This window comes from Mycobacterium sp. IDUB_9, assembly GCF_055419505.1.
In genome coordinates this window covers 110,978-131,460 of record NZ_JBVAXU010000008.1, presented here as the reverse complement: position 1 = coordinate 131,460, position 20,483 = coordinate 110,978, and the positions used below count along the sequence as shown (strand labels likewise).

General features: G+C 67.2%; 21 protein-coding genes. 5 read left to right on the top strand and 16 right to left on the bottom strand.

Annotated features, from left to right (window positions below; all coding sequences use genetic code 11):
- The first annotated feature begins 70 nt into the window (after nt 1-70).
- On the top strand, nt 71-352 hold the full coding sequence (locus ACZY08_RS26695) for an ANTAR domain-containing protein (RefSeq protein WP_463747620.1): 282 nt from the start codon (nt 71-73) through the stop codon (nt 350-352).
- A 215-nt stretch (nt 353-567) separates the two neighbouring features.
- On the opposite strand, the gene ACZY08_RS26690 is transcribed toward ACZY08_RS26695, so the two are convergent.
- The gene (locus tag ACZY08_RS26690; RefSeq protein WP_463747619.1) at nt 568-1,110 is read right to left on the bottom strand and encodes a class I SAM-dependent methyltransferase; all 543 of its coding nucleotides are present in this window, start codon (nt 1,108-1,110) and stop codon (nt 568-570) included.
- Nucleotides 1,111-1,164: 54 nt separating this feature from the next.
- Here ACZY08_RS26690 and ACZY08_RS26685 point away from each other — a divergent pair, with 54 nt between their 5' ends.
- Nucleotides 1,165-2,079, top strand: coding sequence for a zinc-binding dehydrogenase (locus ACZY08_RS26685; protein ID WP_463747618.1), 915 nt, complete (start codon nt 1,165-1,167; stop codon nt 2,077-2,079).
- Between the two features lie 7 nt (nt 2,080-2,086).
- Here ACZY08_RS26685 and ACZY08_RS26680 read toward each other — a convergent pair whose 3' ends face one another.
- The 5 genes from ACZY08_RS26680 to lepA all read right to left on the bottom strand — a co-directional run bounded on the left by ACZY08_RS26680 (nt 2,087) and on the right by lepA (nt 9,290).
- Nucleotides 2,087-3,322: an acyl-CoA dehydrogenase family protein gene (locus tag ACZY08_RS26680; RefSeq protein ID WP_463747617.1), complete on the bottom strand. Its 1,236-nt coding sequence runs from the start codon at nt 3,320-3,322 to the stop codon at nt 2,087-2,089.
- Nucleotides 3,319-4,308 (bottom strand): GNAT family N-acetyltransferase, encoded by a 990-nt coding sequence (locus ACZY08_RS26675; RefSeq protein ID WP_463747616.1) that lies wholly within the window; start codon nt 4,306-4,308, stop codon nt 3,319-3,321. The genes ACZY08_RS26680 and ACZY08_RS26675 overlap by 4 nt, the downstream gene beginning before the upstream one ends.
- A complete protein-coding gene (locus tag ACZY08_RS26670) occupies nt 4,305-5,837 on the bottom strand; it encodes an APC family permease (RefSeq protein WP_463747615.1) in 1,533 nt (510 codons plus the stop codon). Before ACZY08_RS26670 ends, ACZY08_RS26675 begins: the two co-directional genes overlap by 4 nt.
- Before the next feature lie 172 nt (nt 5,838-6,009).
- Entirely contained in the window at nt 6,010-7,314 is a 1,305-nt protein-coding gene (locus ACZY08_RS26665; RefSeq protein WP_463747614.1) for an NtaA/DmoA family FMN-dependent monooxygenase, read from the bottom strand.
- Between the two features lie 101 nt (nt 7,315-7,415).
- On the bottom strand, nt 7,416-9,290 hold the full coding sequence (gene lepA / locus ACZY08_RS26660) for a translation elongation factor 4 (RefSeq protein WP_463747613.1): 1,875 nt from the start codon (nt 9,288-9,290) through the stop codon (nt 7,416-7,418).
- Nucleotides 9,291-9,357: 67 nt separating this feature from the next.
- Between lepA and ACZY08_RS26655 the strand changes: the two genes are divergently transcribed.
- Nucleotides 9,358-10,005, top strand: a complete 648-nt coding sequence (locus ACZY08_RS26655) for a type II toxin-antitoxin system PemK/MazF family toxin (protein WP_463747612.1) — start codon at nt 9,358-9,360, stop codon at nt 10,003-10,005.
- Here ACZY08_RS26655 and ACZY08_RS26650 read toward each other — a convergent pair.
- From ACZY08_RS26650 to ACZY08_RS26625, 6 genes are all read right to left on the bottom strand, one after another.
- Nucleotides 9,987-10,781: an ABC transporter ATP-binding protein gene (locus tag ACZY08_RS26650; protein ID WP_463747611.1), complete on the bottom strand. Its 795-nt coding sequence runs from the start codon at nt 10,779-10,781 to the stop codon at nt 9,987-9,989. The two genes, ACZY08_RS26655 and ACZY08_RS26650, sit on opposite strands and share 19 nt — an antisense overlap.
- Entirely contained in the window at nt 10,778-11,803 is a 1,026-nt protein-coding gene (locus ACZY08_RS26645; protein ID WP_463747610.1) for a FecCD family ABC transporter permease, read from the bottom strand. The genes ACZY08_RS26650 and ACZY08_RS26645 overlap by 4 nt, the downstream gene beginning before the upstream one ends.
- The gene (locus ACZY08_RS26640) at nt 11,800-12,822 is read right to left on the bottom strand and encodes an ABC transporter substrate-binding protein (RefSeq protein ID WP_463747609.1); all 1,023 of its coding nucleotides are present in this window, start codon (nt 12,820-12,822) and stop codon (nt 11,800-11,802) included. The genes ACZY08_RS26645 and ACZY08_RS26640 overlap by 4 nt, the downstream gene beginning before the upstream one ends.
- Nucleotides 12,819-13,862: an ABC transporter substrate-binding protein gene (locus ACZY08_RS26635; RefSeq protein WP_463747608.1), complete on the bottom strand. Its 1,044-nt coding sequence runs from the start codon at nt 13,860-13,862 to the stop codon at nt 12,819-12,821. The genes ACZY08_RS26640 and ACZY08_RS26635 overlap by 4 nt, the downstream gene beginning before the upstream one ends.
- A 458-nt stretch (nt 13,863-14,320) precedes the next feature.
- Entirely contained in the window at nt 14,321-14,929 is a 609-nt protein-coding gene (locus ACZY08_RS26630; RefSeq protein WP_463747607.1) for a GNAT family N-acetyltransferase, read from the bottom strand.
- Between the two features lie 212 nt (nt 14,930-15,141).
- Nucleotides 15,142-15,573: a CBS domain-containing protein gene (locus ACZY08_RS26625; RefSeq protein WP_064930790.1), complete on the bottom strand. Its 432-nt coding sequence runs from the start codon at nt 15,571-15,573 to the stop codon at nt 15,142-15,144.
- A 104-nt stretch (nt 15,574-15,677) separates the two neighbouring features.
- Between ACZY08_RS26625 and ACZY08_RS26620 the strand changes: the two genes are divergently transcribed.
- Nucleotides 15,678-16,538, top strand: coding sequence for a ribonuclease Z (locus ACZY08_RS26620; RefSeq protein ID WP_463747606.1), 861 nt, complete (start codon nt 15,678-15,680; stop codon nt 16,536-16,538).
- Here the strand turns inward: ACZY08_RS26620 and ACZY08_RS26615 are convergent.
- Together ACZY08_RS26615 and ACZY08_RS26610 are read right to left on the bottom strand one after the other, a co-directional pair.
- Nucleotides 16,505-17,386 carry a TIGR03560 family F420-dependent LLM class oxidoreductase gene (locus tag ACZY08_RS26615; protein WP_463747605.1) on the bottom strand — a complete coding sequence of 294 codons (882 nt, stop codon included), beginning with the start codon at nt 17,384-17,386 and terminating at the stop codon, nt 16,505-16,507. The two genes, ACZY08_RS26620 and ACZY08_RS26615, sit on opposite strands and share 34 nt — an antisense overlap.
- The gene (locus ACZY08_RS26610) at nt 17,383-18,090 is read right to left on the bottom strand and encodes a hypothetical protein (protein WP_463747604.1); all 708 of its coding nucleotides are present in this window, start codon (nt 18,088-18,090) and stop codon (nt 17,383-17,385) included. Before ACZY08_RS26610 ends, ACZY08_RS26615 begins: the two co-directional genes overlap by 4 nt.
- Nucleotides 18,091-18,177: 87 nt before the next feature.
- On the opposite strand from ACZY08_RS26610, the gene ACZY08_RS26605 reads away from it, so the two are divergent.
- Entirely contained in the window at nt 18,178-18,675 is a 498-nt protein-coding gene (locus ACZY08_RS26605; RefSeq protein WP_463747603.1) for a MarR family winged helix-turn-helix transcriptional regulator, read from the top strand.
- Here ACZY08_RS26605 and ACZY08_RS26600 read toward each other — a convergent pair.
- Together ACZY08_RS26600 and ACZY08_RS26595 are read right to left on the bottom strand one after the other, a co-directional pair.
- A complete protein-coding gene (locus ACZY08_RS26600) occupies nt 18,659-19,498 on the bottom strand; it encodes a transglutaminase family protein (protein WP_463747602.1) in 840 nt (279 codons plus the stop codon). The two genes, ACZY08_RS26605 and ACZY08_RS26600, sit on opposite strands and share 17 nt — an antisense overlap.
- Nucleotides 19,499-20,473 (bottom strand): alpha-E domain-containing protein, encoded by a 975-nt coding sequence (locus ACZY08_RS26595; RefSeq protein ID WP_463747601.1) that lies wholly within the window; start codon nt 20,471-20,473, stop codon nt 19,499-19,501. It abuts the gene before it with no gap.
- Between the last annotated feature and the right edge of the window lie 10 nt (nt 20,474-20,483).

The window sequence follows — 20,483 nt, the reverse complement described above, 5'->3', positions numbered from 1 at the left end:
CCACTGCGCGGACACAATCACCATGCGCCGATCTCTGTGATGGGCGGTGCCGGCGGAGCATCATCTGGTCATGAGCTACAACCGCCTCCGTGCAGATGACACCTCACGCATCAAGATCGACGTGGCGATCGGTGTTCTGGTCGCCCTGCGCGGTTGCGCGCCCGATCAGGCCTTCGCCGAACTGGTGCGGGTGGTCCAGCGCACCGGTATCGGAATCGGCAGCATCGCAAGGGCATTGGTCGACCTCGCCGGCGGCAGTTCCGGGACCTCGGCCGAGTACGCCGAGGCGTTCAACGCCTGGGGTGAGTTGCTCGCACAGGCCCGCCGCATTCCTGCCAACGCCACGCCGTAGCGGGCGTCGAGCACGCTACGCGTGAGTAACGCCGTGGCGATTCTCGGCGCGGATCTCCGCCACAGCGTTACCCACGTGAACACCAAAGAGTAAGTGCCGCATCGAGATTGCACTGAGGTATAGAAACTGCGCCGATGTTGTCGCTGGCATCAGTTTCGATGAGAACAGGGTCCGAGGACGCTCACAGGTGCCACGTCGAGTAGCTGACCGCCGGATCAGCGGGACCGGGCCAGCAGCCAGGCTTCGCCGTCGCCCTCCCCCGACGCGATCAGCTCCAACTCCGCGAACGCCGCAACCAGTTCGCCCGGTGCGACCCGGAACCGACCGGGCGCCGCACCAACCTCGCTGAGCGCACTGATCGCCAACAAACCACCTGGCGCCAGGCGCCCGATGAGTGCGCGGTCCAGTCTGCGGTCGCGAAAGCGGTGGCACAGAATGACGTCGACCAGTGGGCCGGGTGGCAACCCGCCATCGAGGTCGACGACATCGAAACGGCAGTCCTCGGTAACCGCGCATTGATCGGCGAGGGCCTTGGCTCGGCCGATCGCCACGGCAGAGACGTCGACACCCCGCACCTGTAGTCCGCGCTGAGCCAGCCACACCGCAGCCCGACCCGATCCGCACGCGACGTCGAGCGCCGAACCGGTCACCGGAAACCGGTCGGTGTGGCCGACGAAGGCCCGCGGCGGGGCCGGCACGTCATCCGCCTCCCGGTCGGTATACGCCGCGTCCCAGCGCACGCGGTCCTTCTCGCTCACGTCGGCCACCCTAAGGGAGGGAATAGCGGATGGGGGTTCGGGGTTAGCCCCTTCATGCGAGCCCTCGTCTACGACCCGCACGCTCCCGCAAATCTCCGGTTCGACGACGTGGCCGAACCTTCGGTCACCGCATCGCAGGCGCTGATCGACGTGCATGCGATCGCGCTGAACTTCGGCGAGGTGCATTTCATCGATCAGATGCGCCGCCCTGGTGAGGTGCCGGGGTGGGACAGCGCGGGCATCGTGGCCAGGGCCGCGGCGGACGGGACGGGCCCCGTCGTCGGCACGCGCGTGGTGGCCTTCAGCGGAGAAGCCGGTTGGGCCGAGCGACGCGCGGTGTCGACCGACAATCTGGCCGAGCTTCCCGAATTCGTCGAGTTCGAGGAAGCCGCCGCGCTTCCGGTAGCGGGCGTGACGGCGCTGCAGGCGCTACGCGCCCTCGGCCCGGTCGTGGGTCGCCGGGTCCTCATCACGGGTGCCTCCGGAGGTGTCGGGCGGTTCGCGGTGCAACTGGCCGCGCGGGCCGGCGCGCATGTGGTGGCCGCGGTCGGCAGCGCGCCGCGCGGTGAGGGCCTGGAGGAGTTGGGCGCAGCCGAAGTCGTCGTCGGGCTCGACGGAGTGACCGAGCCGGTGTTCGGCGTGCTCGACAATGTCGGGGGGAAACTCTTGGCGCAGGCCTTCAGCCTGGTGTCCGACGGCGGGTCGGTGCAGTCGATCGGGATGGCGTCCAACGAGCCGACCACCATCGACTTCGAGGCCGAGCGGCGCCGCGGAAACCGGAAACGGTTGGAGCCGTTCACCGTTCGGGCACCGTTCCAGGCCGACCTGGAATACCTGCTGAGGCTGGTGGCCGACGGCGAACTCGACCCCCAGATCGGCCTGCGCGACACGTGGGGCAATATCGCTGCGGCCGCGCAGGCCCTGCTCGACCGCAAGGTCGCGGGCAAGGCGGTGCTGCAGGTCGACTGACGACCCCTCAGTTGCCCTGGCCGCCGCGGCCCCGGCTCACCAGATCGGCCACCGGGTCCTTGCCGTTGACGAACCAGTCCCCCAGGATCCTCGCCTTGTAGACCACGGGATTGTGCGACGCCAAGGTACGGGCATTGCGCCAATGTCGGTCCAGGCCGAGCTCTTCGGACACACCAGAAGCCCCGAGCGCGTCGAATACCTTGGTGGTGGACCGCAGCGCCGCTCCGATGATTGTCAGTTGCGCGCGCGCCACCGCAACCTCGGCGTCGATCAACAGCTCCCGGGCATGGTCGTCACTGCCGGCCAGCCGGCCCGCGACGATCCGATCGAGGGCGCGCGCACTCAACCCCAGAGCCGCTTCGGCACCGAACGCCTCGGCCGAGATCTCCCCTATCACCTGCAACAGTTGAGCGTCGTCGGCCGGCACCGCGGCAAGTCCCTGCGGGTAGTTGCGGGTACGTTGCCGCAGCGCGGCCGTCCCATCACGGTGCACGGCCCGGGTGATTCCGGTCAGCACGGCCAGCATCGCGATCTGATAGAAGTGGGCCTGATAGGTGAACCGCTCGGCGGCGGGAAACACGTTGCCCGGCTCGGCGCGCGCGGCGTCGTAGTGCGCGGAGCCGCTCGCGGTCGTGCGCTGCCCGAACCCCCGCCAGTCGTCGGTCAGTGTCACGCCCGGGTCCTCGGCACGCACCAACGCCGTCCACAGTTCGCCGTCGTCACCGCGACCCAGTACATCCAGCCAGTCGGCGTAAAGGCTGCCTGTCGCATAGTATTTCGCACCCGAGACCAGCCAGTGGCCCTCCTGTGCGGTGACCGTGGTGGCCAGATTGGCCAGCGTGACGTTGTTCGCCTCAGTCCAGCCGCCTCCGACGAACTCGCCCGCCAGAAACCGCTTGATCCAGGTGTTGTTGTCCTCGGTGGCCGGGGCATTGAGCCGGTCCTCGACGAAAGCCAGGTGGTTGCGCCAGATGTGGGCGACGTTCGCGTCGGCCTCCCCCAGCTCGGCGACCAACAGGAAGGTCTGTTCCAACGAGGCACCGAAACCGCCTTGTTCCGCGGGGATCCGCAGGGTGCCGAACCCAGCGTCAGCGAGCCAGCGCACCTGTTCGTGAGGGAACGCCCGATCGTGCTCGCGGGCCACATTGCCTTCCGCGATCCGCTCGAAGATCGGCCGGAACACCGACTGCAGCTCGGCGTCGTATCCGGACGGTCGCTTGAGATACGTACCTGTCCTGCTCATTCGATGCTCCCGTCGTTGTCGATGCGATATGCGTACTGATCCCGGACCGCCAGGTACCCCAGTCGGTGGTAGAGCTCATGCGCCCTGCTGGCGTTGTCGATATCGGTGCCCAGCGACGCGGCGGTGAACCCGCGTCTCAGCGCGGCCAGCCAGACCTTGCGCAGCAACAGTTCCCCGGTCCCACGTGTTCTCAGGTCGCGGCGCACGCCGATGTAGTCGGTGTGCGCGCTGCGTTCCTCGTCGGCACCGATGCCCGTGGTGTGGGTGGATCCCAGTACATAACCGACCACCACATCGCTGTCGTCGATGGCGGCGACGCTGAAGTCCGGGTTGAATGCCCGGCTGCGCAGGTGATGCTCCCACCGCTGCGGGGTTTTCGACATGTTCCCGAAGTGCTCACTGAAGGTGTCGAACTGCAGTCGCCGGACCTGCTCGGCGAATCCGCGCGAGATCACCTCGGGCCAGGACACAATCGTCAGGCCGTCGACGTGCGCAGCTGCCAGCGCGGCGCGATCCTCGGCGAGCAACGACTTACGGGTCGCGACGAACTGCCGCTCCTGACGCGCGCCGCGACGTACCAGCGCCTCGATCGCCGCCGGCTGATCGGCCCCGATGTACACCCGCAGATAGGCGCCGGGGGTAGTGAGCCGGTGGAACCGGTCGACGGTGTCGCCGACGACCGCGTCGACCGCCGCGCGCGCGACCGACGGGCCGAATACGAAGTGTCCCAACACCTCCGGCTCGACATTGTCGGGCTGGTGCAGCGCCGCGTACCCGAGCACCTCTGCCGACCCGCCGCGCAGAACCACTGCCGACCCGGGATACACGCCGTCGAACTGCTCGGCGACGTCACGCGAATCGGCGGCGAACAGGCGACCCGCCAGCCCTGGAGTGACGGCAAGGAAATCCGCGATCAGTGGATAGTCATGTGTGGTGGCCGGCTCCACCGTCCAGCCGGTGGCTGTCCGATGGTCGGTGAGGGTCATTTGCGTTCCTCGTCGGTCGGCGCCGTCTGCGCCTGCTCGAGTACCGCGCCGATGCCCTCGTCGGCCAGCCGCTGCTGCTCGCCCTCGGACAGGGTCTGGATGCTGCCGATCCGATTGGCCACCTCCGGGTTGGTCCGCTTCAGGTACCAGTACCAGGACAGACCGGCCAGCAGGATGGCCCCGAACACGAAAGGCAGGATGTTGAACGGGAACTCGGGCACCGGATAGAAGTTGCTGACAATCACGTATCCCAGGCCGATGGTGGCCGCGATCGAGACCGCGAGCCGTGCCGGGGTCAGGGCGCCGATCTTGCGCAGCCAGATCGGTGTCGCGATCACCACCAGCAGATAGCTCACCAGAAAGCCCCAGTTGGCCACGTAACCTCCGTAGACGTCGAACACCAGGCGGCCGGCGGAGCTGAAGGTGGCCACGATCGAAAACGCCAGGGCCAGGATCCCGACGAACACCACACCGGCCCACGGCGTCTTGTAGGTGGGGTGCACCTTGCTGAAGACCTGCGGCAACGCGCCCTCGTGGGCGAAGGTGAACAACGATCGTGCCGCGGCGGTGGTGACCGCGGTGACGAACACGATGAAGGCGATCGCCACGGTGCCGCTGACGATCTGGTTCACCCAGTCCACCCCGACACTGGTCGCCAGCTGCGGCAGCACCGCCTTGTCACCGTCGATCTCGCCGAAGTGCAGGATCTGCGGGTAGGTCGCGAAGATGTAGAGCGCACCGATCAGGAGGACCACGCGCAGAAGAGATCTGGCGATGTTACGGTGCGGATCCTTGGCTTCGGCCCCGAGCGAGGCCACGCTCTCGAACCCGGCATAGGAGCCCACCGCCGTGACCGCGGCGATGAACGTCGCGCTGGATCCGAGGTGCGCTGGATTCCACTGCTCCCAGTCGATGCGGAAGCCGTAGCCGACGTAGGAAGCCACGATGATCACCAGGATCGACGCGATGGCCAGCAGTTCAAAGGCCAGTTCGTATTTGGCGGCCAGCGAGACCCCGCGGTAGGGCAGGTACACCGCCACGCCGACCACCACGATCACCAGCAGCAGCCGGAACCACACTGCTTGTGATCCGAGGCCGATCGACTCCAGGAACGCATCGAGGTACAACACGCCGCCGAGGGTGCCGGTGGTGGCGAAACCGATGTAGCCGAACAGCAGGCTGAACCCGGCGGCGAACGCGAAGCCGGGCCCGAGCCCGTTTCCCGTGTAGGTGCCCAGCGATCCGGAGGACACCGTGCGTTTGGCCTGGAAGCTGATCGTGATGGCCACCAGCACCACGATGGACAGCCCGATCACCGCTGCCCACGCCGCGCCTTTACCTGCGGCGACGAACAACGAGAACGGCACCACGGCCAGGGCCACGCTGGGCGCCGCAGCGGCCAGGCCCTGTGCGAACACGCCCCACGCGCCGAGTGCCCCGGCTTCCAGGCCGGTCGATTCCGCGGCGATCAGCGTGCGGCCCCCGGCCCCCACCGTCGGGGGCGCCTTCGGGTCTTCTGTAGTGGTCACGGCAATGTCCCTTTCTGACCGCGACGCCACCCGTTCGCGAACCGGCACGGATGGTAAGTCGGTATGTGTTGTCACACTGCCGCAATCGTTTTCGCGGCGTCAGCTATGGAATCGACGGGATTCTATTGCGAGTGACGGGAATTCCCGCGAAATGCGTCGCGTCGGGTTCCGGTTACAACGGCTGGCGGCGCGGGATATCAAGCCCCAGATGGGCTCTCAAGGTCGTGCCGGCATATTCGTGGCGGAACAGTCCACGCTTGCGAAGCACCGGCACCACCTGCTCGACGAAAAGTTCGTGCTGGCCGGGTAACCCGGAATCGCGCAGCACGAACCCGTCGGCGGCGCCGGTGGTGAACCACTGTTCGAACTCATCGGCGATCTGCTCAGGAGTGCCTACCACCGATGCGCCCCAACCGTTCACCGTGCGGTAGAGAAACTCTCGCACCGTGGGATCTCCGTCGGTGGCCAGCAGCCGGTAACCGGCCAGCGCGGTCTGATGGGTCTCGGTGTGCGCCGGGAATGCCGATTCCGGAACCGGACCGTCCAGATCCGCACCGGTGACGTCGACATCGACTTCCAGCAGCCAGCCGGCCTGGTACTCGGGGCTGAAGTACTCGTACTCCAGCTGTTCCGCGCGGCGGGCCTCCGCTTCGGTGGAGCCGACGACGTACCGCAGCGACGGCGTGATCAGCGGCGGTCTGGCCCGGCCCAGCCGGCGCGACTCCTCGTGGATCTGGGTGTAGAACGCCCGCGCCCGCGCCCGGTTGCCGTGACTGGTGAAGATCACCTCGGCGTGCCGCGCGGCGAAACCCCGCCCGGTTTCCGAGGATCCGGCCTGGAAGATGACCGGCTGCCCTTGTGCCGACCGAGCCGAACCCAACGGGCCGGCCACGTCGAAGTAGCGCCCATGGTGATCCGTCGGTCGAATTCTGTTGATGTCGTTGAAGATTCCTGCAGCGCGGTCTTCGACGACGGTGTCCTCGCCCCAGCCGTCCCACAGCTTGCGCACCACGGCAAGCGCTTCCTCGGCGATGCGGTAGCGCTCGTCGTGGGCCACCACGCCGCGGGCGCTGAAATTGTCGGCCGCGGCCTGCGCGAAGCTGGTGACCAGATTCCAGCCGGCCCGGCCACCACTGAGGTGGTCGAGCGAAAGCAGCTGGCGGGCCAGATGATAGGGATGCGCCAGGGTGGCTGAGCCGGTGACCACCAACCCGATCCGGTCGGTGACCGAGGACAGCGCCGCCGTCGCGGTGAGGGGTTCGAAGTCCTCGGTTATCTTGTACGCCCAGGTCGCGGGCGGGCCGTAGTTCAGTCCGTCGGCGAAGAACAGGGCGTCGAAGGTGCCGGCCTCGGCGGTCTGTGCATAGCCGATCAGATGACGGCGGACCCCGGCGGGGCTGTTGTCGATGTCGGGATGCCGCCAGGGCCCGGCCGACCGGGTGTTGCCGAAAGCGAGCAGGTGCAGTTCTCTGGGCACTGCGCCGACGCTACGGTCGCGGTTGCCCCGAGCCGAGAGTTGCGCTCAGCGCGAAGCAATCCCGGCCAGGGCCTCAGCTCCCTCGGCGAGCAGCCGGCCAGTTACTTCTTGGGCTTGTCGGCCGCGGCGTCGGTGGACAGCGCCGCGACGAACGCCTCCTGGGGAACCTCCACGCGACCGATGGTCTTCATGCGCTTCTTGCCCTCTTTCTGCTTCTCCAGCAGCTTGCGCTTACGGGTGATGTCACCGCCGTAGCACTTGGACAACACGTCCTTGCGGATCGCCCGGATATTCTCGCGGGCAATGATTTTCGACCCGACTGCGGCCTGCACCGGCACCTCGAACTGCTGGCGCGGGATGAGCTCCTTGAGCTTGGTGGTCATCTTGTTGCCGTAAGCCGCGGCCGAATCCTTGTGCACGATGGCGCTGAATGCGTCCACGGCCTCACCCTGCAGCAGGATGTCGACCTTGACCAGATCGGCCAACTGCTCGCCGGCCTCCTCGTAATCGAGGCTGGCATAGCCACGGGTGCGGGATTTCAGCGAGTCGAAGAAGTCGAAGATGATCTCGCCCAGTGGCATGGTGTAGCGCAGCTCGACCCGCTCGGGTGACAGGTAGTCCATGCCGCCAAGTTCGCCGCGCCGGGACTGGCACAGCTCCATGATGGTGCCGATGAACTCGCTGGGCGCGATGACGGTGGTCTTGACCACCGGCTCGTAGACTTCGCGGACCTTGCCTTCGGGCCAGTCCGACGGATTGGTCACCACTATTTCCGACCCGTCGTCTTTGATGACCCGGTACACCACGTTGGGCGCGGTCGAGATCAGGTCGAGGTTGAACTCGCGTTCCAGGCGCTCGCGGGTGATCTCCATGTGCAGCAACCCGAGGAACCCGCAGCGGAACCCGAAGCCCAACGCCACCGACGTCTCCGGCTCATAGGTCAGCGCAGCATCGTTGAGCTGCAACTTGTCGAGCGCCTCGCGCAGTACCGGATAGTCCGAGCCGTCCACCGGGTAGAGCCCCGAATAGACCATCGGCCGGGGCTCCCGGTAACCGGTCAGCGCCTCGGTGGCACCCTTGCGCGCCGTCGTCACGGTGTCGCCGACCTTGGACTGACGAACGTCCTTCACACCCGTGATGAGATAGCCGACTTCTCCGACGCCGAGACCGTCGCTGGCCTTCGGTTCGGGAGACACGATGCCGACCTCGAGCAGTTCGTGGGTGGCGCCGGTGGACATCATCGCGATCTTCTCGCGAGGGTTGAGCTTGCCGTCCACCACGCGCACATAGGTCACCACGCCGCGGTAGATGTCGTAGACGGAGTCGAAGATCATCGCCCGCGCGGGCGCGTCCGCGTCGCCGACGGGCGCGGGGATCAGCCGAACCACCTCGTCGAGCAGTTCGCGGACCCCCTCACCGGTCTTGCCGGACACCCGCAGCACGTCGGACGGTTCACACCCGATGATGTGGGCGATCTCACCCGCGTAGCGGTCCGGGTCGGCGGCGGGAAGATCGATCTTGTTGAGCACCGGGATGATCGTCAGGTCCCGGTCCAGCGCCAGGTACAAGTTGGCCAGAGTCTGCGCTTCGATGCCCTGCGCCGCGTCGACCAGCAGCACCGCGCCCTCGCAGGCCTCCAGCGCACGCGACACCTCATAGGTGAAGTCGACGTGGCCAGGCGTGTCGATCAGGTGCAGTACGAAGTCCTCGCCGTTGACACTCCACGGCAACCGCACGTTCTGGGCCTTGATGGTGATGCCGCGTTCGCGCTCGATGTCCATCCGGTCCAGGTACTGGGCCCGCATATCCCGGTCCGCGACCACGCCGGTGATGCCCAGCATCCGGTCGGCCAGCGTCGATTTGCCGTGGTCGATGTGGGCGATGATGCAGAAGTTCCTGATCTGCGCCGGCGCAGTGAACGTCTTGTCGGCGAAGCTGCTGATGGGAATCTCCTGGTGAGCGTGGGTGTCCAGCACGTGCTGTGCTCCCTAAGGGTATCGAGCAAGGACCGTCGCGACACAATCGCCGGGGGGCCACTCGCATATGCTCGACACCATGGCGTCGCAGTGGAAGGCGTTCCAACAGGTTGTCAGGGGCGTCGTAGGTGGCGCCGAGAACCTGGTGTTCAACGAGGCACCCAAGTTCGTACGCCAGCTTCAGACCACGGACAACGTGCCGCGGACAGTTCAGCAAGGTATCCAACAGGGGCTTCAGCAGGGCCTCCGGCTGGGCCTGGGCGTGCTCGCCGGCGCTGCCGCTCCGCCGCCCCAGGCGATCACCGCCGGCCGCCCGGTATCGAAGAACAGCGTGCCCACCGCGCATCGGGCCCGCAAAGTCGTCTACGCCCCGGACCTGGACGGGCAGGCCGATCCCGGCGAGGTCGTCTGGACCTGGGTGGTCTACGAGGACGATCCGACCCAGGGCAAAGACCGTCCGGTCCTGGTGGTGGGTCGTGACCAGCACACCCTGCTCGGGTTGATGCTGTCCAGTCAGGACTACCACCGCGATGATCCGGACTGGATCGGCATCGGCACCGGCACCTGGGATTACGACGGCCGGCCCAGTTGGGTCAGGCTGGACCGGGTGCTCGACGTTCCCGAGGAAGGCATCCGCCGCGAGGGCGCGATCCTGGACCGTGGGCGGTTCGAAGCGGTGGCGATCCGCCTGCGCGCTCAGTACTCCTGGAGCTGACCGGCCGCGCCGCGCGTCGGGCGGCCGTGTTCGAACCGGACATATGGTCCGGCGTCATCGACGCTGATCCGGCACCGGACCCCGTACACGTCGGCCACCAGATCTTCGGTCAGCACGTCGGCCGGGCTGCCGGTGGCCACCACGGTGCCCGCCGACAGCATCACCACGTGGTCGCAGAACATCGCCGCGAGGTTGAGGTCGTGCAGAGCCACCACGCTGGTGACGTCGAGTGTGCGAATCAGCGCCAGGATCTCCAACTGATGGGCGATGTCGAGGTGATTGGTCGGCTCGTCGAGCAGAAACTCACTGGGTTTCTGCGCCAGCGCCCGGGCGATCTGCACACGCTGACGCTCGCCGCCCGAGAGGGTGTGCCACAGACGGTCGGCCATGCCGTCGAGACCGGTGGCCGCCAACGCGGCGGCCACCGCGGTCGTGTCGTCGCCACCACCGCCGAATACCGAACTGTGCGGGATCCGCCCCAGCCGAACCACGTCGCGCACCGCGATGTCCAGATCGGTGTCGGCGTGCTGCCCGACCATCGCCACCCGGCGCGCCACCGCTCGCCGCGACATCGTGTGCAGCTCGCGACCGTCGAGCAGGACAGTCCCGGAATCGGGACGGTCGATCCCGGCCAACAGTCGCAGCAGTGATGACTTGCCGGATCCGTTGGGGCCCAGCAATCCGACGGTGCTTCCCGGAACCGGGTCGACCGTGACACCATCGAGCACGACCCGCCCCGAACGGGTCCAGCACACCCCGACCGCTTGCAAGGTCACCGACGCATCCCCCTGCGCCGCAACAAGATCAACGCGAATGCGGGGACGCCGAGCAGTGCCGTGACCACCCCGGTGGGCAATTCCTGTGGGGCGAAGATCGTCCGGGCCAGGGTGTCCACCCACACCATGAAGACAGCGCCCAGAATCACCGCCGTCGGCAACAGACGCCGATGACCGGGCCCTACGACAAAGCGCGCGGCGTGCGGCAGGACCAGCCCGACGAACCCGATGGCCCCGGCCGCACTGACCAGCGCGGCCGTCACCAATGCGGTCATCACCAGCAGCACGACGCGGGCCCGGGTCACCGCGACCCCCAGCGTGGCGGCCGTGTCCTGCCCGAATGCGAAGGCGTCGAGGGTGCGCCCATAGGCCAGGCACACCGCCAGCCCGACGCCGACCACGACGGCGCAGGTGAGAACGTCGGACCAGGACACCCCAGCCAGTGAACCCAACAGCCAGAACAGCACTCCCCTGGTCTGTTCGGCGTCGGCCGAGGACAACACGATGAAGGATGTCAGGGCCGAGAACAGCTGGGTGACGGCCACTCCGGCCAGCACCACCCGATCGGTCCCGCCGCCGGCGGCATAGGCGAGCACCAGCACCACGGCGAACGACAGCACCGCACCGGCGAAGGCGCCGCCGGACAACGTCAACGTGCCCGCGCCGACGCCGAGTACCGCGACCAGTACGGCACCGGTGGAGGCACCCGACGAGACCCCCAGCACGAACGGGTCGGCCAGCGGATTGCGCAGCAGCGACTGCAATACCGCCCCACACAGCGCCAGACCGGCCCCACAGATTGCCGCCAGAACCACCCGCGGCAGTCGCAGTTGCCAGACGATGCTGTCCTGCAGCCGGGTCACGCCCGAAGGGCCCGCGCCGAGCCGATCGCCGATGATGCGATACACGTCCGCCACCGACAGCGCGGCGGGCCCGATGGTGATGGCCACCGCGGCAGAGAACACCAGCAGGACGAGCCCGGCGGCCCACAATCCGCCGAGCCAGCCGGTGCGTAAACTCACCGCGGCCTGCCGAACCCGAGTTCGGCCAGGCCTTTCGCCACCTTCTCGACGCCGTCCACCGTGCGGATCGACGGGTTGAGATCGGCCCCGTTCACCACGATGTAGCGGCGGTGCCGAACGGCGGTCAGGCCCCGGGTGAGCGGATTCGATTCCAGGAAATCGATTTTGGTCCCCAGTGCGTCACCTTCGATCGTGCGGCGACTCAGATCGCCCAGCACCAGCACGTCCGGGTCGCGGTCGGCCACACTCTCCCAACTCACCTGCGGCCATTCTTCGGTGGTGTCGGCGAACACGTTGCGCGCACCGACAGTCCCGGCGATCACTCCGGGTGATCCACAGCAGCCGGCGAAGTAGGGCGCCCGCACATCGGAGAACCAGAACGCCACGCCGACGCCGGTCGGGGCCGCGGCGACGGTGTCCATCCGCCGGCGCAGCTGTGCGATGAGCCGATCGCCGCGTTCAGCGACATCGAATATTGTTGCGAGGTGCCGAATTTCGGTGTAGACGGCATCCATGCTGAACGGGGCGCTGCGCGCGCCGTCACCGTTGACCGAGGTCTTGCCTTCGCAGTCGCTCGGGGCCAGATAGGTCGGCACGCCCAGCTGGGCGAACTGGTCACGGTCGGCGACACCGCCGGGCCCCAGGGTGCCGCCGAAAGACGCCGACACAAAATCAGGCTCGGTGTCGAGCACCGTCTCCAGCGACGGCTTGTTCACCGCCAGCCGTGGCACCCGGGCATTCTCGGCCTCGAGGCCGGCGCGGACCGGGTCTGTCCACGTTGCGGTGCCGACCATGCGGTCCGCCAAGCCCAGCGAGAGCAGAATCTCGGTGGAGCCCTGGTTCAGCGAGACAGCCCGCTGCGGAGGTGCATCGATCACCACCTGCCTGCCGCAATTCTGCACGGTCAGCGGATATCCGGGTGCGGCGGCAGTGCCCGCGGCCGGACCGGCAGCCTGGGCGCACCCCACCGGCAGCAGCACACTGACCACGGCCACGACCAGCCGGACCGCAACCTTCATCGGGCCAGCCCGAATGCCTTGAAACCGGCGGCGAGTTTCTCCAGCGCATCGATCTCACGGATTCCGGGGTCGAGTTCGGACCCGGACAGTACGACGTAGCGCTTGTGGCGCACCGCGGTCATGTTCCTGGTCACTGGATTCGATTCCAGGAACGTCACTTTCGCGTCCAGCGCATCCCCGTCGACGCGCCTGCGATCGAGGTCGGCCAGCACCAGCACGTCAGGGTCGCGGTCGGCCAGCACCTCCCAGCTGACCTCTGGCCAGTCCGCACGGGTATCGGCGAAGACATTGGTGACGCCGAGTTCGGTGGCGTACAGCCCGGGTGCCGAGCAGCAGCCGGCCAGATACGGCGTCCGTAGCCCAGAGAACCAGAACGCGACGGTGGTATCAGGCTCGGTGATCGACGCAGTTCGGTCCAGCCGCCGGGTGAGGCGGGCAATCAGGTCCCGACCGCGCTGTTGCACGTCGAAGATCTGCGCCAACTCGTCGATCTCCCGGAACAGTGTGTCGAGGGCCAGCGGTTCGGTGCGGGTGACTGTCTCACCGTCGACTGTCGCCCCGACGCAGACCGACGGCGACTGATAAGTCGGGATTCCCAGCTGGGTGAACCGACTGCGGTCGGCGACCACCGCAGGCGTGAACGTGTGAGCGCTGGCCGAGGTCACCAGGTCCGGCCCGGCGTCGAGCACCGTCTCCAGTCCCGGGTCGTTGTCCGCGAGCCGAGGCACGGTGGCATTGTCGGCAGCGAGTTCGGGTAGCACCGGATCAAACCAGGTCGAACTGCCGACCATCCGATCGGCGAGACCCAGTGCCAGCATGATTTCGGTCGAGGCCTGGTACAGCGACACCGCCCTCTGCGGCGGCCCGTCGAAAGTGACGCTCACCCCGCAGTTCTCGATGGTGAGCGGATAACTGGTGGGACCGGCCCCGGCGACCTCCCGGTCCAGCTCCCGGGGCGCGGCGGGCTCTCGATGCCCGCAGGCCACGGTGACCGACAAGGTGACAGACAACAGGAACAGCAGTACGGCGGATACACGCACGCCCAGGACTTCCTTCGATGCAGGGCTCGGTCGCGGAGCCGTCGACAGTCATTCCCGGCCACAGGTAATCGGACTCGAGGCGGTGCCTCATACCGTTGCGCGTCAGTTCCGGCTTTTCACCGGATTCCCCTGTTGGTCGGCCTCCGCACTGTAACAGCCACGATGTTGCTCGATTGCCCGCGCGCGACGAGCAAGCCGATGCATTGAACCGGCGTCAGGGGGCACTCCAAGGCCATGACTGCGCTCCCACCCGATCCGGATCCTGCCGAGACCCCCGATCTCTAGCAAACCTGGGGCTGGGCGAACCCGCGCCGCGGCCCAGGCACAAGTACAGTCCCACTTCGGTGGCCGCGATCATCGGGTTGGTGCTGCTCATCGCGGTGTTCGTCGCGGTCGGCGTGTTGCTGATCATGAGGATGTCCGGCGTTTTCGACTAAGGCGGCTGCCCCGGCGATGGCTTACCGCGGCCGGCGCCACATCGCAGTCATGACCGGCCCGCTGTCAGGCAGCGCGATCTCCCCGGTGACCTCGAACCCGAAACGCAAGTAGTACGGGACGTTGTCGGGGTTGCTCGATTCCAGATACGCCGGAGCGTGTTCGGCGTCGACGCGGTCCAGCCGGGACTGCATGAGGGCGTGCCCGAAACCGCCACCGCGCACGGTCGGATCGCTACCGATCACCGCCAGATACCAGTGCGGCTCCTCGGGATGGTGCTTCTTCATGAGCTCGACAACCTGTTGGCCACGTCGCATGTCGCGGCCGAAGGCCAGCACCATCGTGGGCAGCATGCGCAGTTCTTCGCCCGGGGTCTGCTTCCATCGGCCCGGCCCGTCCCAGAGCGCTGCCCCGCCGATCTCACCGTGACGGATGGCCACTTCGGCACCACCGCCGGCGAGGAAATGGTGGCGTGTGATCGCTGCGAACAGTCGAGGCAGCCCCTTGATGCGACGGGTGTCGTCGGCCAGGATCCACGACATCACCGGGTCGTGGTGGAAGGCTCGGCCCAGCACGGCGGCAAGCTGGCTGACGTCGGACTTGTTCGGCGGGCGGACAGCGATGGTGGCCACCAACCCACCATCGCACACGTTCACGCACTGCGCCGTACCCGCCGCCTCCTGGGACAGACCAGCCCGAAGGCCGACGGTAGTGCAGGGTTTCCCGGTGATGTCCGGCACGGCCGGTAGGCACACCGCATGACGACAGCGCTGAATGCCGTTGCCCAGCAAGGTATTCACCGACCGCCGCGGCCTGTCGCAGCGCATTCGATTCCTACGCCCGGTCAGCGGCCCTGGGTGATGTAGGCCTGCAACTGTTCCTGCTCGGCCTCGAGTTCTTCCATGCGGGTCTTGACGATGTCCCCGATGCTGACGATTCCGGCCAGCCTGCCGCGGTCGAGCACCGGAATGTGACGCACCCGGTTCTCGGTCATCAAGGCGCTGAGGTGATCGACGGTGTCGCGTGGCGTGCAGGTCGCCACCACCGTGGTCATGATCTCCGATACCGGCTGCGCCAACAGGCTGCTGCCACGTTCGTGCAGTTTGCGCACCACATCGCGTTCCGACACGATGCCGGCCAAACCGTCCGGCCCCATCACGACCATGGCACCGATGTTCAGCTCGGTCAGCCCCGCCAGCAGCTCGGTCACCGTGGTCTCGGGCGAAATCGTCACCACCGCCGTGCCCTTGTTTTTCAGCACGTCCGCGATTCGCATCGGCAGCCTCCGATCGTGATCCACCTCACACCAGGCTAGGTCGATGGTCGTCAGGAAGAAAGAAGCCACGCCTGTTCGGGCCGGAACGGAGTAGGAATGGGGCCATGATCGAGGTCACGCTGCTCGGCACCGGTAGCCCGATTCCCGATCCGGAGCGAGCCGGGCCGTCAACCCTGGTGCGCGCCGGCGGCCAGAGTTTTCTGATCGACTGCGGGCGCGGCGTGCTGCAGCGCCTGGCGGCCGCCGGGTCAGGCGCCAACCAGCTCAGCGCGCTGCTGCTGACTCACCTGCACAGCGATCACATCACCGACCTCGGCGACGTGATCATCACCCGCTGGGTGAGTACGTTCACGCCAGACGCTCCGCCCCTGCCGATCATCGGGCCGCCGGGCACCGCCGAGGTGGTCGAGGCGACACTGCGGGCCTTCGGACATGACATCGGCTACCGCATCGCCCATCATGCGGATCTGACAGCTCCGCCGCCGGTGGAGGTGCATGAGCACACCGCGGGTGCGGTGTGGGACCACGACGGGGTGCGCATCCAGGCCGCACCCACCGATCACCGGCCGGTGACACCGACCATCGGGTTCCGGGTTGAGCATGCCGGAGCGTCGGTTGTGTTGGCCGGCGACACCGTGCCGTGCGAGAGCCTCGATACCCTGGCCGCCGGCGCGGGGGCCCTGGTGCACACCGTGATCCGCAAAGACCTCGTGAATCAACTTCCGATGCAACGGATCCGTGACATCTGCGACTACCACTCCTCGGTGGAAGAGGCTGCCGCCACCGCCACCCGGGCAGGGGTGGGCATCCTGATCCTGACCCACTATGTGCCGGCCATCGCTCCGGGCACCGAGGACGACTGGCGCGCGCTGGCGGCCGCTGAATTCGACCGACAGATCGAACTGGGCGACGATCTGCACCGCGTCCAGGTTCACCCCGGAGTCTGTACCAAGCCGCGCAGCTGATCTGCCGCGCGCGCAATGCAATTGAGATCGGTGTCGGTCAGCGGCCGGCCGCGGGCGATCACCACAACGTGCTGGACGCCCAAGCCGGCCAGTACGTGACAGCGCTCGGCCAGCGCGTCGGACGGCTCACCGTCACGGAGCGCCGTGGTCACCGTGCGCTCGATCTCGTCGGGTCGCCGTCCGACATCGGCGCAGTGCCTAACGAGAACGTCGAGCTGTCTCCGGATCGCGGCGCCACCGTCTGGGACGTCGAACAGGTTGCACGCATCGCCATATTGCGCCACGAGCCGCAGTGTGCGTCGCTCGCCAGTACCGCCGATCAGCACGGGAGGATGGGGCGCGGTCATGGGAGGCGGAACATTGATCGGCTGCTGCGCGGTCAGATACTCACCGCGGTAACTCGTTTGGTCACCGCGCCACATCTGCCGGGCCAGTCGCAACAGCTCGGCCATCCGCTCGAACCGTTCCGCGGTGTCCGGTAGGAACAATCCCATCGCGGTCGCCTCAGCCGCGTTGTAACCGGCGCCGAGACCGAGCCACGCCCGCCCCTGCGAGAGCACGTCGAGCGACGTCACCGACTTGATCAACAGCGCGGGCGCCCGGAAGGTCGCCGCCGTAACCAACGAGCCCAGCCGGATGCGTCGCGTCGCGGCGGCGAGGTAACCGAGCACGGTGTAAGCCTCGAGCATCGGCTCGTCCATCTGGCAGGAGGGATCGGCCTGTATGAGGTGGTCGGCCACCCACAGGGTGTCGACGACGGTGCCATCGAGGAACGCCGCCAGATCGGCGAGCCGGTCGTGAATCGGTCCCGGCCACGAGTAGTTCGTGACACTCACGCTGATCTTCATGCGTGCCGCACCTCGGCCCGACGCCTCGGCAGGAGCACACCGGCGACGACGAGCCAGGTGAGACCCGTGAACCGGGCGACCGGCAGGATCACGGCCGCTTCGGGCCAGATGAGCACCAGCGTCGCCAACTCGGCCAGCACCGCGATGGCCAGGCCGGTCCAGGCCAACGCCCGAGGCAAGAGTCCGAGGACGAGGCTGGGCACCGCGATCCCGGCGAGCAGCAGACCGAGCGCCACGATGTGCCCGACCCCGCCGGTGAGGAAGACCAGGTAGTACAGCGCGCGGATCAGGCCGTCGTCGACGACGACCTCGGACCGGGACATCGTCCAGCAGATCAGCCCCGCCAGTGCGAGGGTGCCGGAGGCGAGAATCCCGCCCGCCAGTGCGATCGTCGCGCCCGGCGCCGTCACGCCCAGTTGCCGCAGGCGTGTACTTGCGGTGGCGGCGTAGATCGCCAGCGGTACCGACGCCGCGAACGTGCCTACCGCGGTGGCCTGCACCGCCGCGTGGTGATCGCGGACATATCGAAGGACGTCTGCGCCCGCGCCGTACGGCAGCGGCATCACCCCGCCGAGCGCGACGCCGACACCCAACCCGACCAGTATCAGCGCGAGCGAGACCGCCGCCACCGGAGCGAGAGGCGGTCCGCCCTGTCGGCCGGGAGGTCGTGTGGCCCGAATTCGATCTGATGTTGAATCGTTCATGACTTGAACGATATGCCCGTGGGCGCGTTGCGGCAACAGGCTGAATGTTTTCGGTCGTGAACCATTTGATGCTGATACGGTTTCGGCATGGAACCTGGCCCGTCGGATACCGTGGCATTCCTGCTGGCACAACTCGGCCACCGCGCGGCGGCCCTGTTCGCCGAACAGATGGCGACACTCGAGCTCACTCCGCCGCACGCCGGCATCCTGCGCGCCATCGGCGGCCAGCCGGGACTCAGCCAGCAATCCCTCAGCACCCAGCTGAGCCTGCTACCGAGCCGGGTGGTGAGTTACGTCGACGACCTCGAGGACCGCGGCTACGTGGAACGACGCCGCAATCCCGACGATCGCCGGCTGCACGCACTGTTTCTCAGCTCCGCGGGAAAGAAGACGCTGCGCCGCATCGGAGAGCTGGCGCGCCGGCACGACGAGCGCATGACAGCCGGCCTCGATGCGGCACAACGAGACAACCTCCACGAGCTGTTGCAGACGCTGGCCGTTCAACACGAGCTGACCCCCCACGTGCACCCCGGGTTTCGCAACCTGGGCCGCGCGGGTGCCGGCCCGGTCAAGCCAGCCGGGTGACCTCCACGACCACGTCGAGATCCGTCGACCCCTCACCCGAATAGATTCCCTTGAGCGGGGCCACATCCGAGTAATCCCGACCCACGCCGACGCTGACGTACTGCTCATTGACCTCGGAGTCATTGGTCGGGTCGTAATGCCACCAGCCTCCGGTCCACGCCTGGATCCAGGCGTGGCTTTGGCCGTCGATGGTGTCCCCCACCTCCGCCTCGCCATTGGGATGCAGATAGCCCGACACGTACCGGGCCGGAATTCCCATGGACCGCAACATGATCAACGACAGGTGGGCGAAGTCCTGACACACGCCTTTACCCTCGCGCAAAGCATCCACGCCCGAAGAGTGCACCCCGGTGGTACCCGGCACATAGTCGAGTTGACTGCGCACCCACTGCGCCACCGCCCCGACCGCATCGAACGGATCATGATCTTTGGCGATCCGCTGTCCCACGCGGGTGATCCGCTGGCTGTGCGGTGTGTAATGGGTCGGGCTGAGCACCTCGTCGAACCGGTCGATCACCGCCTCGGTACCCAGATCATCCCACCCGACGAGCTCCTCGGGTTTCTCCGCGACATCGGTCTCGACCACCGAGGAGCCCGAGACCTCCAACTCGGTGTGGGGAGCATGCAGATCGAAGGCTGTCACCGCCGTACCCCAGTAATCGACATATCGATAGGACCTGGTGGCCGGGATGGTCTCGACGCGGTTCAGTATCACGTTCTGACGCGAATCCGACCGCGGCGTCAATCGGGCCTCGTTGAAGGACGCCGTCACCGCCGACCGGTAGGCATATCCAGTCGAATGCACTACGCGCAACCGCCACATCTAGACCTCGCCCTCCTCGATCACAACCACATCACCATGTCCGGCGTCGGTCCACGCCACCCACGGTGCGGAGTGGAAGTACTGCAGCGCCAACGCTTCTCCGACATCGCGGCAGGTCTTCTGCAACCCGGCCAGCCGGGCATCCAGAGATTCGAGCAATGCGCCCGGCTGCAGGAACTCGAGCTCACTGCGCGCCCGGCCCAGGAGCCGCTGCGCCTCGGCGGTGGCCCCCAGCCGGCTGTGCGGGCGATTGAGCAATTCGTCGAGGCTGTGTTCGGCCAACCGCAGCGAATAGAAGATCGACCGGGGGAACAGCCGGTCAAGCAGCATGAACTCGACCACGCGACCGGCATCGAGCACACCGCGGTAAGTGCGCAGGTACGTGTCGTGGGCACCGGCCGAGCGCAGCAACGTGACCCACGCCGGCGACGACCCGCTGTCCCCAACCCGCGACAGCAGCAGCCGCACCGTCATATCGACTCGCTCGATCGCGCGGCCCAACAACATGAACCGGTAACCGTCGTCGCGGCTCAACGTCGAATCGGCCAGCCCCGCGAACATCGCCGCGCGCCCCTCGACATAGGACAGAAACTCGTGCGGGCCCAGGCGTTTGGCCGCGCGCTCCCGCTCGGCGAGCGCGTTGTAAGTCGTGTTGAGGCACTCCCAGATCTCGGTCGAGGTGACCTCGCGGGCACCGCGGGCGTTCTCGCGAGCCGCCGAGATCGCATCCACGATCGAGTTGCCGTTGCTGTCGCGGCTGAAGGCCACGATGTCGGTCAACGACCACATGTCCAGGCGCTGGGTCGGCGGCTCCATGCCGAGCACCCTCAGCAGCGTCCGTGAGGCGATGTCCGGGTCGACACTGGAGTCCTCCAACAGCTGATGAACCGTGACATCGAGGATGCGTGCGGTGTCGTCGGCCCGTTCCACATAGCGTCCGATCCAATACAACGACTCGGCATTGCGCGCCAGCATCTACCGCACC